The 16,697-nt window shown below is 64.8% G+C and carries 13 protein-coding genes; 2 read left to right on the top strand and 11 right to left on the bottom strand.

Features of this window, described 5'->3' with window-relative positions:
• Window positions 1-3 precede the first annotated feature (3 nt).
• From AC1DQQ_RS06255 to AC1DQQ_RS06235, 5 genes are all read right to left on the bottom strand, one after another.
• A complete protein-coding gene (locus AC1DQQ_RS06255; protein WP_478044607.1) occupies window positions 4-1,503 on the bottom strand; it encodes a tryptophan halogenase family protein in 1,500 nt (499 codons plus the stop codon).
• Between the two features lie 21 nt (window positions 1,504-1,524).
• Complete coding sequence (locus AC1DQQ_RS06250; protein WP_478044605.1) at window positions 1,525-3,567, bottom strand: glucosidase family protein; 2,043 nt, start codon at window positions 3,565-3,567, stop codon at window positions 1,525-1,527.
• 63 nt (window positions 3,568-3,630) lie between these two features.
• A complete protein-coding gene (locus AC1DQQ_RS06245) occupies window positions 3,631-6,315 on the bottom strand; it encodes a TonB-dependent receptor domain-containing protein (protein ID WP_478044604.1) in 2,685 nt (894 codons plus the stop codon).
• 333 nt (window positions 6,316-6,648) lie between these two features.
• Window positions 6,649-7,104, bottom strand: a complete 456-nt coding sequence (locus AC1DQQ_RS06240; protein WP_478044602.1) for a GNAT family N-acetyltransferase — start codon at window positions 7,102-7,104, stop codon at window positions 6,649-6,651.
• Entirely contained in the window at window positions 7,104-7,604 is a 501-nt protein-coding gene (locus AC1DQQ_RS06235) for an SH3 domain-containing protein (protein WP_478029387.1), read from the bottom strand. The genes AC1DQQ_RS06240 and AC1DQQ_RS06235 overlap by 1 nt, the downstream gene beginning before the upstream one ends.
• 102 nt (window positions 7,605-7,706) lie before the next feature.
• Here AC1DQQ_RS06235 and AC1DQQ_RS06230 point away from each other — a divergent pair, with 102 nt between their 5' ends.
• Entirely contained in the window at window positions 7,707-8,699 is a 993-nt protein-coding gene (locus AC1DQQ_RS06230; protein WP_478029388.1) for a 2-hydroxyacid dehydrogenase, read from the top strand.
• Window positions 8,700-8,911: 212 nt separating this feature from the next.
• Here AC1DQQ_RS06230 and AC1DQQ_RS06225 read toward each other — a convergent pair whose 3' ends face one another.
• The 6 genes from AC1DQQ_RS06225 to AC1DQQ_RS06200 all read right to left on the bottom strand — a co-directional run bounded on the left by AC1DQQ_RS06225 (window position 8,912) and on the right by AC1DQQ_RS06200 (window position 15,288).
• A complete protein-coding gene (locus AC1DQQ_RS06225; RefSeq protein WP_478029389.1) occupies window positions 8,912-9,610 on the bottom strand; it encodes a glutamine amidotransferase in 699 nt (232 codons plus the stop codon).
• A gap of 75 nt (window positions 9,611-9,685) precedes the next feature.
• The gene (locus AC1DQQ_RS06220) at window positions 9,686-11,089 is read right to left on the bottom strand and encodes an NAD(P)H-dependent flavin oxidoreductase (protein WP_478029390.1); all 1,404 of its coding nucleotides are present in this window, start codon (window positions 11,087-11,089) and stop codon (window positions 9,686-9,688) included.
• 67 nt (window positions 11,090-11,156) lie between these two features.
• Entirely contained in the window at window positions 11,157-12,293 is a 1,137-nt protein-coding gene (locus tag AC1DQQ_RS06215; RefSeq protein ID WP_478044600.1) for a glycosyltransferase family 4 protein, read from the bottom strand.
• A gap of 115 nt (window positions 12,294-12,408) precedes the next feature.
• A complete protein-coding gene (locus AC1DQQ_RS06210) occupies window positions 12,409-13,551 on the bottom strand; it encodes a glycoside hydrolase family 130 protein (protein WP_478044598.1) in 1,143 nt (380 codons plus the stop codon).
• Window positions 13,548-14,339, bottom strand: a complete 792-nt coding sequence (locus AC1DQQ_RS06205; RefSeq protein WP_478029393.1) for an SDR family oxidoreductase — start codon at window positions 14,337-14,339, stop codon at window positions 13,548-13,550. Before AC1DQQ_RS06205 ends, AC1DQQ_RS06210 begins: the two co-directional genes overlap by 4 nt.
• A gap of 31 nt (window positions 14,340-14,370) precedes the next feature.
• A complete protein-coding gene (locus AC1DQQ_RS06200; protein WP_478044597.1) occupies window positions 14,371-15,288 on the bottom strand; it encodes an alpha/beta fold hydrolase in 918 nt (305 codons plus the stop codon).
• 8 nt (window positions 15,289-15,296) lie between these two features.
• Here AC1DQQ_RS06200 and AC1DQQ_RS06195 point away from each other — a divergent pair, with 8 nt between their 5' ends.
• A complete protein-coding gene (locus AC1DQQ_RS06195; protein ID WP_478044595.1) occupies window positions 15,297-16,694 on the top strand; it encodes a protein adenylyltransferase SelO in 1,398 nt (465 codons plus the stop codon).
• Window positions 16,695-16,697 lie beyond the last annotated feature (3 nt).

The following is a 16,697-nucleotide window of genomic DNA, read 5'->3' as shown; positions in this document are numbered from 1 at the left end:
GCGTCAGGCCTTACTCATATCCGACGGCAGCGGCAGCATCGGCAATTGCGCCACAGCCTGGGCGATTGCGGCGCGCACCGCCTCGACATGGCGCCGATTGTCGGCCTCGCTCATCGTTTCGATCATCGGGTTATAATCGGCCGGCCGGATCCCCTGCCCGTCCATCACCGCGAACCAGCTGGCGTCGCGGAACAGCTCGTCGCTCGACAGAACAAGCCGGCCCGACGCCCGGAACTGATCGATGCGATACGCAAGCGTGTCGGGGATCGGCATGTCCTGGCAATAGCGCCACAGCGGCTCGGCGCGGCCTGCGGTCATCTTGTAATGCAGCACCAGGAAGTCGCGGACGTCGAGCATTTCCTGCCCGAACACGCGGTCGAATTGTTCAGCGACCAGCGGGTCGTCACCGCGGCGCGGAAACAGAGCCAGCAGTTTGGCGATCCCGCTCTGGATCAGGTGGATGCTGGTCGATTCGAGCGGTTCGAGGAATCCGCTCGAGAGGCCGATCGCGACGACGTTCCTGACCCAGGCGCGCTTGCGCTTGCCGGGCAGGAAGCGGATCAGCCGCGGCTCGGCGATCGGCTCTTCGCCCAGTGCGTCGAGTAGCGACTGGCGGGCAGCGTCATCGTCCTGGAACCGGCTCGAATAGACATAGCCGTTACCGGTGCGGTGCTGGAGCGGGATGCGCCAGCGCCACCCCGCCTCCGCGGCGGTTGCACGGGTATAGGGGATGACCTCTGCCTCGGCCGGACTCGGTGCCGCCCAGGCGCGGTCGCAGGGCAGCCATTGAGTCCAATCCTCGAACCCCGCGCTTAATGTCTGCTCGATCAGCAGCCCGCGCAGCCCCGAACAGTCGATGAAGAGTTCGCCGACCACTTCGTCTCCACGCTCGGTGACAAGGCGGGTGATGCAGCCGCTTTCTGGATCCTGGTCGACCCGTGCGACCTTACCTTCGACCCGCGCGACGCCGCGTGCCTCGGCATGGCGGCGCAGATAGCGCGCATAGAGTCCGGCGTCGAAATGGTAGGCATAGCCCAGGGTCGAGCGCAGCGATCGCGGATCGCCGACCGGCGTCGCGAACCTGCCTGCGCGCGCAGCTTGCGCCGTCAGCGAGAAATCCTCGGTCGCCGCCGCCATCCCACCCAGCCGTGCGCGGATCAGTCGGTGAAGGAACATCACTCCGTCGCCGGGTGGGCCGAAGGTGCCGAACGGATGGAGATAGGTGCTGCTGTCGCCGCTCCAGCCGGTGAACTCGATGCCGAGCTTATAGGTCGCCTTGGTCTCGCGAATGAACTCGGCTTCGTCGAGCCCGACGATCTGGTTGAACCAGTGGATCGTCGGGATCGTCGCCTCGCCCACGCCGATCGTCCCGATCTCTTCGGATTCGATCAGAGTGATGGTGCGGCCCGACCCCTGTAGCGCGCGGCTCAATGCCGCGGCGGTCATCCAGCCGGCGGTGCCGCCGCCCAGGATGACGATATGCTTGATGCCGGCCTCGTCCATGTCAGCGTCTCTAGCCAAGCCTCAATTGCCTGGACAGGCCGCGCGGCCATCAGGCTCGGGGCGCTTGAGCGCTAGATAGACCGTGCTCCACAATTGCGCCGCGTTGGATTCGTCGACGTCGCGCCCGCTCGCGCCGAACGCGGCGACCTCGTACCGGCCGCCGCCAAAGCGCCACGACCATAGTTCGGAGCTCTGGACTTGGCGGGTGGCGGCGATGGCGCGCCACAAGCATTGCTGCGTCGCTCTGAGCTTCGCGCGGACCGCCGGCGACACGTCGCTCCGCGCCAATTGACGCTCGAGCCCGGCGGCGGCGAGCGCCTGTTGCCACGACCAGATCACGGTGCCGTGATAGGCATTGGGGCCGAATTTGGCGGCGAGCGAGCCTGGCGCGAAGGCTGGGTTGGCGACCAGCATGCCGGCCCCGGTCATCAACCCCGCCGGGAACGGCTTGCCGATCACGTCCGCGGCTGTCGTCAGCGCAGCATCGTCGGGGCTGCCGAACAACAAGGCAAAACCCTCGTCCGAATTCTCGATCGGTACGGGCGCGCCTTGCGCGTCGAGCGCGATCGCGTTGAAGCGCAAACCGGCCTGTCCAACCGCCTGCAACGCCGTCGTCGCGGGTACACCGGCCTGGGCAGCATAGGCCACGATCGCGGCGCGGGCACGCGCAGCCGGGATCGTCATCGCGAACAGCCCCGGCGCGCGAGCTCGCCAGGTCGCCTCGATCTCCGGCAGCCTGGCGAACGCCGCGCGGTCATCGGACGTCATATAGGGTGCGAGCAGGCCGGCGCGATTCATCGCCGCCGCCGCGTCCAGCGCCGCGGGCACGAAGATCGCGTTGACGTCATAGGGAAAGCGACCGCCGCCCAGCCCGTCATTGCTGTCGCGCCACTCGCCGGCGTCCATGCCCGGATTGAGCGATATCAGACTGGTCGGCACCGGGTTTTCCGCAAAGGGCCGCGCGCGGCGCAGGACATAGCGCAGGTTGCGCATCAGCGCGTCGCCCGCACGCTCTCTGCCGTGCCGCTGCCCCAGGAAGGCGGCTGCCCGGGCCCGCCCGCGTGGATCGTCGATCAGCCAGGCGCGCGCGACCGGCGCGAGCATGAAGTCGCCGTCGATCATGTTGTAATTATAGGTTGGCGCGTCGGACTTGCTGCCGTCGACCTTTAGATGATCGAGGATCGCGAACTCGCCGATATCCTCCTCGTGCGCGACTTGCCCCTTGTCGGACAACCGTTCGAGCACCGAACCCAGGCCCGCCTCGACCGCGGCGGGTTGCAATACGGGCATCAGCAGCCGCACCGACATCAGGGTATCGCGCCCGAAATAGGTGTTGAAGCGCCACGACCCGGCGAGGAACTTCTCGCGATAGCTCAGGAATTCCAGCGCGCGACGCGCCCCGGCGTCGGGATTGGCCTGCGGGGTGAGCAGGCCGGCGATCGGCACCGGCGTCAGCGGCGTCTCGCCGGACAAAGCGGTGATCGCGAGCGTTATCCGGCCATCCGCTCCGGCGACGATGCTCTGTCCGTCCAATCGGCCACTCACGACACGGACGCTCAAGCGATAGCCGGGCGCGCCGTCGAGCCGATCGCGGGCCCAGGTCAACGTGTCGCCGCTTACCGTCACGCGCGTAAGTATTTCGGCCGGCGCAGTGCCCAGCGCCTGATAGTCGCGCAGCACTCGCACGCTCGACAATACCGCCTGCTTGGCTGTGAGGCGCGGCGTCGCGATCCGGGCCGTGAAGGAAACGCCGTGGAGCGGCCGTCCCTTAGCATCCGGCATTGTCAGTGGCGTGGCCGGCGCCATCATCGTCCATTGCGCCGCGCCCGGGATGTGGTCGAACCACAGGCCGACACCGCTATTCCCGGCGGGAAAGGCAACGATCAGGCGCGGATCGCTTCCCGAGCGCAACACGATATGCGCGGCGACCGGTCCTTTGCGCACGAAGCTGTTGAGGTTCAGCCCTTCCTTCTGGATGAAAGCGGGATCCGCACGGGGCGTCGTGCGGGCGCCCAGCGCGGTGCCACAGGCCAGCGCCAGGAGCAGAATCGATCGGAGCCGCATCGCCTGTCCTTCATGCAAGATCACGCCAGCCCGGGAGCGGGGCCGGCGCGCTCCCTTTTCCTATCAGAACTTCGCCGTGATGCTGGCGAGAACGTTGCGCCCGACGATGCCGCGGCCATAGAAATAGCCGTTGACGATCGACTGCGTCTGGCCCTGGCGCGGATTGCCCTCGGTATAGCCGCGTACATTGGTCAGATTGTCGACGCTGACGTTCAGGTTGATCTTGGACGACAGGTTGATCGAGCCGCCAACGCTGAACACGCCATAAGCGGGCAGCGCGACGCCGTTGCCGGCATCGGCGTAGATCTTGCCGATATATTTGTATCGGCCGTAAATCTCGCCCAGCCCGCCCGGCAGGATGAATTGCGGCGTGACGGTCAGCAATTTCTTGGGCGTGCGCTCGGGCGTATTCCCTTCATATTGCGGCTGCGCGGTGCCGTCGAAGCGCAAATTCTGCAGCTTGGGATCCTGATACACGCCCGACAGCGACAGCTTGAAGAAGTCGACCGGCTTGAGGTCGAAATCGAGCTGGATACCCTTGATATTGTCGTCGGCGGTCGCGTTGGACACCTTGGTCGGGTCGCTGGGGTCGAGGAACGTATAGCCCTGGTTGCGGAACTCGGTCTTGAACGCGACCAGCGAGCCGACCAGCATGCGTGACTGGAAGCGAACTCCGGCCTCGTACAGGGTCAGGTTGGCAGGCTGATGGATACCGCCATTGTCGCCGGCACTGGTCTGAAATCCGCGGGCATAGCGGGCATAGACCGAGAAATTGCGCGTCAGCGTGTAGTTGATGCCCGCCGTCGCCGCGAGGTGATCGTAGCTGCCTTCCTGGCGCGTATAGGTGCCGTTGAACGACTGCCCAAGTGTAGGAATGATCCCCGGCGTGCCCGCGGGCACCGGCGGATTGACCGCGTAGGAATTGCCCATATCGACGCGGTCGTGGACGTGCTCGTAGCGCGCGCCAAAGTCGATATGGAGATTGTCGCCGATCTTCAGCTCATCGTTGAAATAGCCTGAAATCGATTCGAGCTTGTCCTTGAAGATGCCCTGGCCCCAGTCGCCATAGCTGACCATGCCGTTGTTGGTCAGCTGACCGATGACATTGTTCTGGGCGTTGAGCGCAACCACGTCGTAGATGTTCGAGCCGTTGGTCACGTCGTTGATCAGCGACGCGGTCGCGGACTGATCGTTATATTTGGTGACGTTGTAATACATGCCGCCGATCGTCAGCGAATTGTCGATCGCGCCGCTGCCAAAGTCGAACTTCACGCCGAAGTCGCTGCCGAAATCCTTGCTGTCGAGCCGTTGGTGGTTGAGCACCGTCTGCTGCAGCAAACCGTTACCGTTGAGCGCGTTGAGCGTCGCGGTATCGCTGACCGGGATAACCTGCCCCGTCACCACGTTGCGGATGCCGAAGCTCGTCGTTCCGGGGAAGGCCATCGCGCCACGAGTCAGAAAGCCCGGCTGAATAATATTGCCTTGGGCGTCGCGCACCGGCTGGTCGAGCGGAGAGATGCCCTGCGTCAGATACGTGACCGCCGAGGCCGGCGGCTGCCCGTTCGATCCGGGGAAGATGCCGTTAAAGTCGAACGACGACTTCAGATAGCGCGCGCGGGCGAAGACGCTGATCTTGTCGGTGATCGGCTTCTCGAGATCGATGCGATATTGAGTCGTCTGGGTGTGGATACCGTCGCTCAGGCTGAACGGGCGGAGGCACGTGCCGGTCGCGCACGAATCGGGCACCAGTATCTGGCCGAACGCGCGGCCCGCGATATTGTCGCGCAGCCCGTTGAGCCCCGGAACGTCGCCGATCTTGCCGCCATTCGAGGTGAACGGCATGTCGGCGTAATAAGCGTCGTGCTGGTCGCCCTTCTTGAAGGTGAAACGCAGGAAGCCGCCGCCGGCGAACTTGGTCTCCAGCATCGCCTTGAAATGGTAGGTCGTATAATCGAAGTCGGAGCGGCGGAACCCGGGGTTCGACGTCACATAACCGCCGACCGAAAAAGCGACATTGTCGGCAAGCGGTGCCGAAAAATATCCGTCGGTGCGCAATTCGCCATAGCTCGTGCCGGTGAAGCGCGCCATCGCAGTGGCGCGATCATAGCTCGGCTTGAGCGAGATGAAGTTGATCGTCGCCGCGGCGCCATTGACCGCCAGCACGCCCGACGTGCCGCCTTCGACCGCCTCGAGCCGATCGATCGTGATGTCGTTCTGGAAATATTCGTCGGCGCCGCCACCGCCGTAGATGATCGGCATGCCGTCTTCTTCGAGCTGGATGAAGGTCTGGGCACCGCCACGCAGACCGCGCACCGAATAATTGTTGGAGACCGCACCGGCGGTTCCCTCGACGAAGATGCCCGGCACGAGTTCGAGCGCTTCGGCGGTCGAGCGCGGCGCCTTGCGTTGGATGTCGGCGGCATTGGCCAAGGTGACGTCCGACGACGAGTTGAACAAGGTGCGCTTGCCCGACGTGTTGCCGACCACGACGATGTCGTTGAGCGTCTGGCCGTCCGACTGCGCGTCGGTGTTAGGGGCCGTGGTCGGCGCGGCCGTTTGCGGCGCCGGCTGCGTGGTGTCCGGCGTTTGCGGCGGCGTCTGCTGCGCCATCGCGCCGGTCGCTGGGAGGACGGCCGAACCGACCAGCAGCGCGGCCTTGAACCCGAGTCGGAGGCGCCCGCTGCCCGTCGTTTCGCGCGGCTCAGCCGTTACGGGCGCCGGCACGAGGCGATTGAAAACTCCAGACATGACATCCTCCCTTACGCATTACGCTGTTAAGGCGGCGGCGCTATCCGTTTCTGAAATTCATTTCAATAGCAGATATTCTAGTGATTTGACGCTACGGAATCAGCCGATGGCAGCGGCAATCGCACTGCAACGATTGCCGGCAGGAACGAACCGCGAGGGCGGCGGCGCCGGCGTCAGGCCAGACGGACGGCTGCGCACCAAATCCCACGGGTAAAATCTGCCCCTTTGAAAAAGTTCCCCGATTTGAGACGAGTGGAACCAAATTCGCGTACGCCGGCGCGCCCGCGGAACGTCGGCTTAGCAGCGCCCGTCAACAAGCGCCGATCGTTCGGATCAAAGATCGATGCTGAAATACCGGCTGAAACGGATATCTGTATAAGGTCCAAACGGCCCACACGGCACGAACCCGGCACGTTCGTACAACGCCCAGGCTGGCGCGAACGGTGCATTGCTGCCCGTTTCCAGGCTGAGACGACGATAGCCCCTCGCCCGCGCCTCGCGCAGAATATGGTCGAGCATCGCGCGCGCCACGCCACGCCGGGCCGCGTTCGGCACGGTGCGCATCGATTTGATCTCGCCATGCTCGCGGTCGAGTTGCTTCAATCCGCCCATGCCGAGCAGATCGTCGCCGTCCCACGCGGTCCAGAACGTCACGCTCGGATGCTTCAGCCCCGACAAATCGAGCGCGAACACGCTGTCGGGCGGCGAAATCTCGTGCATCGAGCGAAGATGATATTCGACCAGCGCGACCACCTCCGGCCGCGAGACATCGTCCAGCTCGATCCGCATCACTCGATCGTTTCGGCCGAATCGACGCCCCATAGGTGGCTGACCTCGACGAAACCGCCGCGGCCGGTGACGTCGAAATAGCACCAGCCGTCGCCGCACTTGCTGACGCGGCCGATCACGCCCGGCTCCGCCCGCCAATTGATCTTGCCCGCGAAGCGCGGCGAATCGCGCAATTCGGCGATATCGCCCATCACCATTGCGGTGCGCTGGTCGCTGATCAAATTGGCCTGCATCCAGCCCTGCGTCCCACCCGGATCCTCGACCTTGCGCCAATAGGCGCCGCCGCCCTTTTCCTTGTAATTCTCGATCACTTTCACCGGCAGGCCCTGGCGCTGATATTTCCAGCTGACCGGATAGATCCGGCTCGGGCCGGTGCGCATGAACGCCGATTTGGCGTTGATCGATGCGAAATAAGGCGGTTTCTTTTCCACCAGCGCGGCAATCGCCGGCACCGCAATCGCAGCCGCCGCGATTCCCGACAACCCCCAGCCGATACGCATGGCCATCCCCTTTTACGCCACAATCGATTCGTACCTATTGCGCAGGCGCCGCGGTGCATCAACCGCATTGACCAAAACCCGTGAAGCCGCCAAGCCGAGCGCATGGCCGGGTCCAAGCGCAAACCTCGGGTGATCGTGACGCGCGAGCTGAGCGATGCGGTGATGGACCGCATGGCGCAATTGTTCGACACGCGCCTCAATCGCCAGGACATCGCGATGACCCGCGACGAACTCGTCGCCGCGGTCCAGGATGCCGACGTGCTGGTCCCGACCGTCACCGACACGATCGACGCCGACCTGATCGAAGCCGCCGGCGAACGGCTCAAACTGATCGCCAATTTCGGTAATGGCGTCGACCATATCGACCTGAAGGCGGCGCGTGCGCGCGGCATCCTGGTGACCAATACGCCCGGCGTGCTGACCGAGGACACCGCCGACATGACGATGGCGCTGATCCTGTCGGTGCCTCGCCGCCTGGCCGAAGGCGAAAAGCTCGCGCGGTCGGGCCAGTGGAGCGGCTGGAGCCCCGGCGCGATGCTCGGCCACCGGATCGGCGGCAAGACATTGGGCATTGTCGGCATGGGCCGGATCGGTCAGGCAGTCGCGGTGCGTGCGCGCGGCTTTGGTCTCACCGTCCATTACCACAATCGCCATCGCCTGCCCGAGAGCGTCGAGCATGAACTCGCCGCGACCTGGCACGCCGATCTCGACGAGATGCTGGCCGGGTCTGACTTCATCTCGATCCACACGCCGCACACCGACCAGACCGAGCAATTGATCGACGCGCGCCGGCTGTCGCTGCTCAAGCCCCAGGCTTATATCGTCAACACCTCGCGTGGCTCGGCGATCGACGAAACCGCTCTGATCGACGCGCTCGAACGCGGCAAGATCGCTGGTGCCGGACTCGATGTGTTCGCGCATGAGCCGGCGATCGACCTACGCCTGCTCGCGCTGCCAAACGTCGTGCTGCTGCCACATATGGGATCGGCGACGTTCGAGGCGCGCGCCGCGACGGGTGAGCGCGTCATCAGCAACATCCAGCACTGGGCAGACGGCCATCGCCCGCCCGATCAGGTGCTCGAGGGGTGGATCTGACCTAGGCTGGGGACTCATATTCCTGTCCTCATCCCAGCGCACCTCCCGTCACCCCAGCGAAAGAACATCGGGTTGAGCATGCCCCGCATGCTCAAGGATCGTCCAGGGGACGATCCGACCCGATGTTGGTCTCTGGCGGTGGCGCGATGCCGCTTGAGATCCCAGCTTTCGCTGGGATGACGAGTTTTGGAGGTTCCCCTGCCGAGCCTCGATCAGCTACCGAGTCCCGCCAGCCATTCGGCGATCATCGCCCGCCCCGCCACGACCGCAGGCGGACCCAGCCGGTCGTGCGCCGCCCGCAAAACCTCCGGCGTCGAACCGACTTCGGCGATATCGGCGCCGTCATTGGCGAGCCAATGCTCGAACCGTTCATCCTCGCCCATCTCGGCATGGAATTGGAGCGCGAGCAGGTTACGACCGCGTGCGAAGGCTTGGGCGTAAGGTGTCGTCGTCGCAAGCAATTCTGTACCATCTGGTAGGTCGAACGTGTCGCCATGCCAATGCAGCAGATCGATGCCGTCGAGGTGACGCAATGGGCCCGCTTTGCCCGCATCGGTGAGCGCGACAGGCGCGAATCCGATCTCTCGCACCGGCCCTTTGCGCACTTCCGCACCAAGGGCAGCAGCGATCAACTGGCTGCCCAAACACACGCCAAGCGTCGGCAGGTCTGCCGCCAGGCGCCGGCGGATCACTGCGATCTCCTCGCTCAGCCAGGGATAGCGGTCGGTGTCGTAGACGCCCATCGGGCCGCCCATCACCACCAGCAGATCGGGCGACATGGTGTCGAGCCGCGCGCACCCCGCGTGGTGCGCGGCGACGCGTTCGATCGCATAGCCCGCGGCCTCGATCGGCTCGCGATACCCGGCGATGCCTTCATGCTCGACATGACGGAGAACAAGTGCACTCTTCATCGCCGCCACAGGTAGCGGATCAGAATTGCCCGGCAATGAACCTTCTTTTGGCCGTTCCAAAGCCGGGCTGCGCCGTCAGTCGCCGGTCAGGATACGATCGACCAATTGCTTAACCGTCGGCACGAAGCCGTTCGAATAGAACGGATCCCTCTTGAAATTATACGCGCCGTGCCCGGCGAACATCAGATTCTGGTCGACATCGCCGCCATGCGCGATGTCCTGCAGGGTCTTCTGGATGCAGAAGCTACGCGGATCGGCCAGCCGCCCGGTCGAATTGGTCTCGCTGTCGGCCCAACTCGAAAACAGGCATTGCGACAGGCAGCCCATGCAGTCCGCCTGATCCTTGCGGATTTCCGCCTTCTCGGTCGGCGACACGAACACCAACGTGTTGTCGGGGGTCTTGAGTGCTTCGGTGAACCCATGCCCGAACCATTCGCGCGCGCGGAGCAGATCGTTCCTGGTCACCCAGAAATTCTTGCCCTTCACTCCGACGTCGAGCTGGAAAGTGTGATCGCCGGCTTCCTGGGTGGAAAAGGCGATCTGGCGCTCCGACCGTGCCTCAAGCGCGCGCAGGAACGGATTGCGGACGGCTGAGGAATAAAAGCCGGTCGGCGAGAAACGGTGCAGCAACACGGCGCCTTCCTCGATCTGCGTCAGCCTGGCCTTCCAGGCCTCGGGGATCGGGCTTTCCTGGGTCAGCAGCGGCCGCGTCCCGAACTGGAATGCGATCTTGCCGAGTTCGGGATTGTCGATCCAATCGTTCCAGTCGCGCAGGAACCACACGCCGCCCGCCATGACGATCGGCACGTCGTCGGAAATGCCACCCTCGCGCATCGTCTCGCGCAATTCCTTGACGCGCGGATAGGGGTCCTGCGGCTCGAGCGGATTTTCGGCGTTGGACAGGCCGTTATGACCGCCCGCCAACCAGGGATCCTCATAGACCACCGCGGCGAGCCATTCCGCCGCCTTCGAATAAGCCCGCTTCCACAAGGCGCGAAATGCGCGTCCGGAGCTGACGATCGGCAGGTAATTGACGTTGTACGACGCCGCGATCTCGCTGAGCTTGTAGGGCATGCCAGCGCCGCAGGTGACACCCGCGACCAGGCCGCGCGTGCGTTCGAGCACCCCGTGCAGCACCCGCTGCGCGCCGCCCATTTCCCACAGCACGTTGATGTTGATCGCGCCCTTGCCGCCGGCGATTTCGAATGCGCGCTTGACCTGCTGGACCGCGCCTTCGATCGCATATTCGACCAGTTCCTCATGGCGCTCGCGGCGAGTCAGCGCCTTATACACCTGAGGAATGATCTTGCCCTCGGGATCGTAGCTGTCGGCATTGACCGCGGAGACCGTACCGATACCGCCAGCAGCCGCCCAGGCGCCAGCGCTGGCATGGTTGGTCGCGGCGACGCCCTTGCCGCCTTCCACCAGCGGCCATACCTCGCGGCCATTATAGACGATAGGCGTCAAGCCCTTGAACACGTAACTCTCCTGCGACCAATAACGCAGCCTATAGCGTTTCGCTGCCTGGAGGCGAGCAAAATACTCGTCAGGACAGGGCGCCTGCCCTGCCCAATGCCTGCTCGTATAAATCCGCATAGGCGGCGATCATCGCCTTGTCATCATACTCGGCGATCGCCTTGGCGCGGTTCGCCTTGCCCACGGTCGCGCGCAGCTTGGCATCGGCCGCCAGCGTCTGGATCGCGTCGCGCAAATCGACCTCGCCCGAATGCGGCGTGATGTAGGGGCGGTTCTCTTCGCTCACCATGTGCGGGATGTCCCCGGCTGGGACGGAGGCAATCGGCAACCCGGCAGCCATTGCTTCGACCACCGAGATCGGGAATTGCTCGCTCAGCGATGATAGCGCCATGATGTCGAACAGCCCGACATAGGTGTGCGGATCGGGCAGGAAGCCGGGCAGCAGCACCTTGTCCTGCATTTCGAGCGCGCGCGCCGCCATCTCGATCTTCGCGCGCTCGGGCCCCTCGCCGACGATCACCAGCCGCACGCGCGCCGAGCAGCCGGCGGTCGCGCGCACCAATGCCGGCAGGTTCTTGACCTCACGCAACCCGGCCAGCGCGCCGACGATCACTTCTCCAGGCTTGCGGATCAAGCCCGGTATCGCCTTGGGATTCGGCTTTTTCGCGTAGAGCGCAGTGTCGATCCCGTTGGAAATCCGGCGCAACCGCGGCGCCGTTTGCCTCCAGACATTGGTCGCCACCCATTCGAGCGTCATCGACGGCACGACCACGGCATAAGCGGCGGGAAACGCCATCCGGCGATAGACCGCCCGCTGCGGCTTGAGCTTCATCGCTTCGTCGGCGTTGAAGCCGTCTTCGTGATGGACGATCGGCGGCATGGTCTTGGGAAAGACGCGCTTGGCCATCACGGCGTCGATCGCGCCCCAATTATAGCTCAGCACCAGATCAAACCGGCGCATATATTTGGCGATCGCCTCGTACCGGCCGACCGACGGACGCCCGGTCAGCGGCGGCGGGTTTTGCGCGATTTCATAGCTGATTCCCGACGCGATCGCGTCGCGCGCCGAATATTGGTCGGGCATTCCCGATACGATCGTGTGCCGCGCGCGGTCGCCGAACGCATTGATCAACTGAACCGAGCGCGCTTCCTTGCCGCCCAGGTTGAACGAGGAATGCATGTGCAGGATGTTGAGGGGGGTAGGCATGGCGAACCTTGGACTCCCCTCCCGCTTGCGGGAGGGGTTGGGGGAGGGTCTGTTGGACCCGGCGTGGGGATTCGCACATGCCCTCCCCTAGCCCCTCCCGCAAGCGGGAGGCGGACTAGAGGCCGAACACACTCTTGGGCACGTGTGTGATGCGGCAGGCCAGATCAGCCTCACCGCTGGCGATGATGAAATGATCGCCGGCGTCGGCAATGCCGGTCGTGAAGACGACGTTGTCCAGATACATCAAGTCCTTGATCGGATCGGTCAGATGCGGCGCGGGCTCGAGCAGCGGCGTATCGCTGGTCGCGATCGTGACCGACGGATCGCGCGCGTCGAGCAGCGACCAATAGGTACGATAGATGCCGACCACGCCATAAGGCTCGACCCCATGCCATAACGAAAGCCAGCCGCGATCGGTCAGCACCGGCGGCGCCCCCCCGCCCATCCGCGCGGTCGCCAGCGTCGCCGCATGCGGCCGAATGCCGGGTTTGTCGTGCGGCTTCCAATGGAGCGCGTCGGGCGAGGTAGCGAGGTTGATCGACGGCCCGGCGCGCCACTCGCTGCCCGGCGGATAGGCGAAATAGAGGTCGCCCAGCGGACGTGTCTGCGCCCAGTAATTGGCGCCGATCCGGTCCTCGAAGATCAGCATGTCCTTGTTCTGATGATCGAGCACGATCCCTTCGAGCAGCCAGTCGCGCGCGTCGTTCGACGAATAGAGCGTGGTCGAATGCCGCTCCGGGCTGACCGAGCAGGTCGTCATCAGCCAGCGATTGCCGATCCGGCTGATCCGGGCATCCTCGACGCCATAGCATTGGTAGGAGGCGCGCGGCGCGATCGCGTCGCGGTAATGGACATCCACCACCGACCGTCCCTCGGCATCGAGCTCGACCGGCAGCAACCACGACAGGCTGGTCAGCGCCATGACTTTCCACCCGCCGCCGCGCATCATGAATTTTCGTGGATCGGCGGTATCGACCATCTCCAATGGCCAGGGATCGAGGCAATATCTGCCGGCATCGGGCGCCGTGCGGTCGCTCGGTACCCAGCGGAGCGAGTGGATCTTTTGGTCGACGATCGGCGTCTTCAGTGCCTCGGCGATCCGCACCATCATCAGCAGGTTGCCGTTGGGCAGTCGCGTCATCCCGGGGTTGAACGCGCCCAGGCAATAGGTTTCGGCATCGATCCGCCCGGCCAGGGGCCCTTTCGACAGGTCGACATCGAGCGGGCTGAAAACAAGCTGGTCGAACGGATAGCTCATTCGTCATCCTTACGCAGGGGTGCGATGGTGATCTGCTGCACGACCGCGCGGCGCGGCTGGGTCAGCGCATAATGGACGGCGACGGCGATATCCTCAGATCTCAGCATCTTCTCTGCCTTGACCAACTGCTTCTGCTGTTCGGCGTCGATATCGGGATAATGGAAGTCGGCCTGGGTAAAGCCGGGCTCGATCAGGCTGACCTTGATGTCGCGGCTGCCCAATTCCTTGCGCAACGCCTCGGCAAACGCCGCGATGCCGGCTTTCATCCCCGCATAAACCGTCGAGCTCGGACCAAGGATGTGCGCCGACATCGACCCGATCAGCACGATATCGCCGCCCTTCCCCATCGCCTCGACCGCCTCGTGCGCGCTCATCAGATAGGCGGTGAAATCGGTCGCGATCGCATAGCGCAGTTCGCGCCCGCTCATCCCGCTCAAGCCGCCGGCCGGGACCGCGGCGTTGATCACCGCGATGTCGAGGCCGCCCAGCCGCGCCGTCGCGTCGGCGAAATAGCGTTCGACATTGTTCTGATCCGCCAAGTCGATGGCACTGCCCTGGGCCGTGCCGACCTGCCCGATCGCCTCCAGCGCGTCGTTCAGATGTTGCTCGGTGCGGCCGCAGATATCGACGATCGCCCCCTCGCTCGCCAGCAGCACGGCGATCGCGCGGCCGATCCCGGTGGTGCCGCCGGTGACGATCGCGCGCTTGCCGTTCAGGCTCGGCCTATCGGTATGGGTATCGGAAACGGCGCCGGGCCGATCGACCAGGCTGTCGGTGGTGTCGGACATGATCGCTCTCCCTGTTGAGCGGGAAGACGCGTCACGCCGTGACCGGTTCCTTGGCGACGCGATCGAGCAGACGGTCGATCGCCGCCACCGCTTCTGGTTCCATCAGGGTCGGCGTGTGGCCGACATCGGGCACCATCACCAGCTCCGCGCGATCGAGCCGAGCCGCCATCTTCTCGGCGGTTGCCGCCGACAGGACGTCCGAGCGGGCGCCGCGCAGGATCAGCGCCGGCACGTCTTTCAGCGCGTCGAGCGCACGCCACATATCGGGGCCAGCCTCATTTCCCGGCACGCGGAACGGTTCGGCGATCTTCATGTCGTAATCGAGCACGATCCGCCCCGAACTATTCAGGCGGTACAGCCGCTTGGCCATCGCCAGCCATTCCTCGATGCCATAATGCGGATAGACGTCGGCATTGGCTTCCTGAACCCCACGCGCCGCATGCATCCAGGTCGGCCAGGTATTGGCGCGGCCGACATAGGACCGGATCCGGCCCAGCCCAGCCGGCTCGATCTCCGGCCCGACATCGTTGAGCAGCACGCCGGCCAGCTTTTCGCGTCCGGTGCCCGCCAGTAACATGGTGACGATCCCGCCCAGCGACGTCCCGAACGCGACATAGCGATCGATCCCCAGCTCGGCGAGCAGCGCCTCGACGTCCTGGACATAGGTCAGCGGCGCGTAGGACATTGGGTCCTTGGCGTAACCGCTCTCGCCGCGTCCCCTCAGGTTGACCAGGATCACCCGCCAGTCGGGCGACAGCCGCTCAGCGAGATCCTCGAAATCGCGCGCGTTGCGAGTCAGGCCGGGGATGCAGACGATCGGCGGACGTCCGTCACGGCCGGTGTCGGGGCCGGGATAGTCGCGGCAATGCAGCCGCACCTCGTCGTTGGACCACCAGTAGCGATTTTCATAAGCTGACAATGGTTGCGTCCCCGCGGCCGGTCCACCCATATTGCCGCATGACCGCGCGACCGCAAGCTTATCGCCCCGAAACAGCAATGCTCGATCTCGGGGACGCCTTTTACGATCGCGTCGCCGCGGCCGATTTTCCCCAGACGATCCTGCGCTATCGCAACGATCGCGCCGCTGCCGAGGTCGGGCTGGACACGCTGAGCGATGAGGAGTGGATCGCGCATTTCGGGCGGTTCGCGCCCTTGTCGGGCTCGCTGCCCGAGCCGCTGGCACTGCGCTATCACGGCCACCAGTTCCGCACCTACAATCCGGATATCGGCGACGGCCGCGGCTTCCTGTTCGCGCAGATGCTGGCCACGGACGGCCGGTTGATGGACCTGGGCACCAAGGGATCGGGCCAGACGCCGTATAGCCGGTTCGGCGACGGACGCCTGACGCTCAAGGGCGGGATTCGCGAAATCCTGGCAACCGAGATGCTCGAGGCCTTGGGCGTGCCAACCTCGCGCACGTTCTCGCTGATCGAGACAGGCGAAGCGCTCGAACGCAACGACGAGCCTTCCCCGACGCGGTCGGCGGTGTTGGTGCGGCTCAGCCACAGCCATGTCCGCATCGGCACCTTCCAGCGGCTGGCTTATTTCCGCGATGAGGGGGCATTGCGCGCACTGACCGGCTATGCACTGCGCCGGCTCTATGGCGAAGAGCCGGGGGACGATGCCCCGGCGCGCTTGCTCGACCTGGTGGTCGGCCGCACCGCGATCCTCGCCGGCAAATATATGGCCGCCGGCTTCGTCCATGGCGTGCTCAATTCGGACAATATCAACGTCACCGGCGAAAGCTTCGATTACGGCCCATGGCGCTTCACCCCAACCTGGGACCCGGCCTTCACCGCAGCCTATTTCGACCATGCCGGGCTCTACGCCTTCGGTCGCCAGCCAGAGGCGATCCATTGGGACGCGATGCAACTCGCGGTCGCGCTCCGCCCGATCTGCGAGGCCGAGCCACTGATCGCGATTCTCGACACGTTCGGAGACCGCTATCAGCGCGCGGTCAGCGACGCGATCCTGTGGCGGCTGGGCCTGACCCCGCGCGATCCCGATAGCGACCGCGCGCTGGTCCAGACGATCGAGCCGATATTGCGCGGCACCGCGACCGGGATCGACCGCTTCTTCTTCGACGCCTTCGGTGGCCAATTGCCCGACGCTTATGGCGAGGCATGGCATGAAGTCCGCAAGGCACTCGCCGCCTACGCACCCCGCGCCGACCGCTCCCATCCTTATTGGTCGGGCGAGCCCTGTTCGATGCTGATCGACGAGGTCGAGGCGATCTGGTCGGCGGTCGACGAACGCGACGACTGGGCGCCGCTCCACGCCAAGGTCGCGGCGATACGCGAAATGGGTCAGGCGCTGGCCGGCGAGCCGCTGGCGGCGGCGGCGGCGAACGGCTAGGGA

The organism is Sphingomonas sp. P4_G3 (assembly GCF_056401105.1).
The sequence above is the reverse complement of the archived record's forward strand: the minus strand, read 5'-3'. Positions and strand labels throughout refer to the sequence as shown.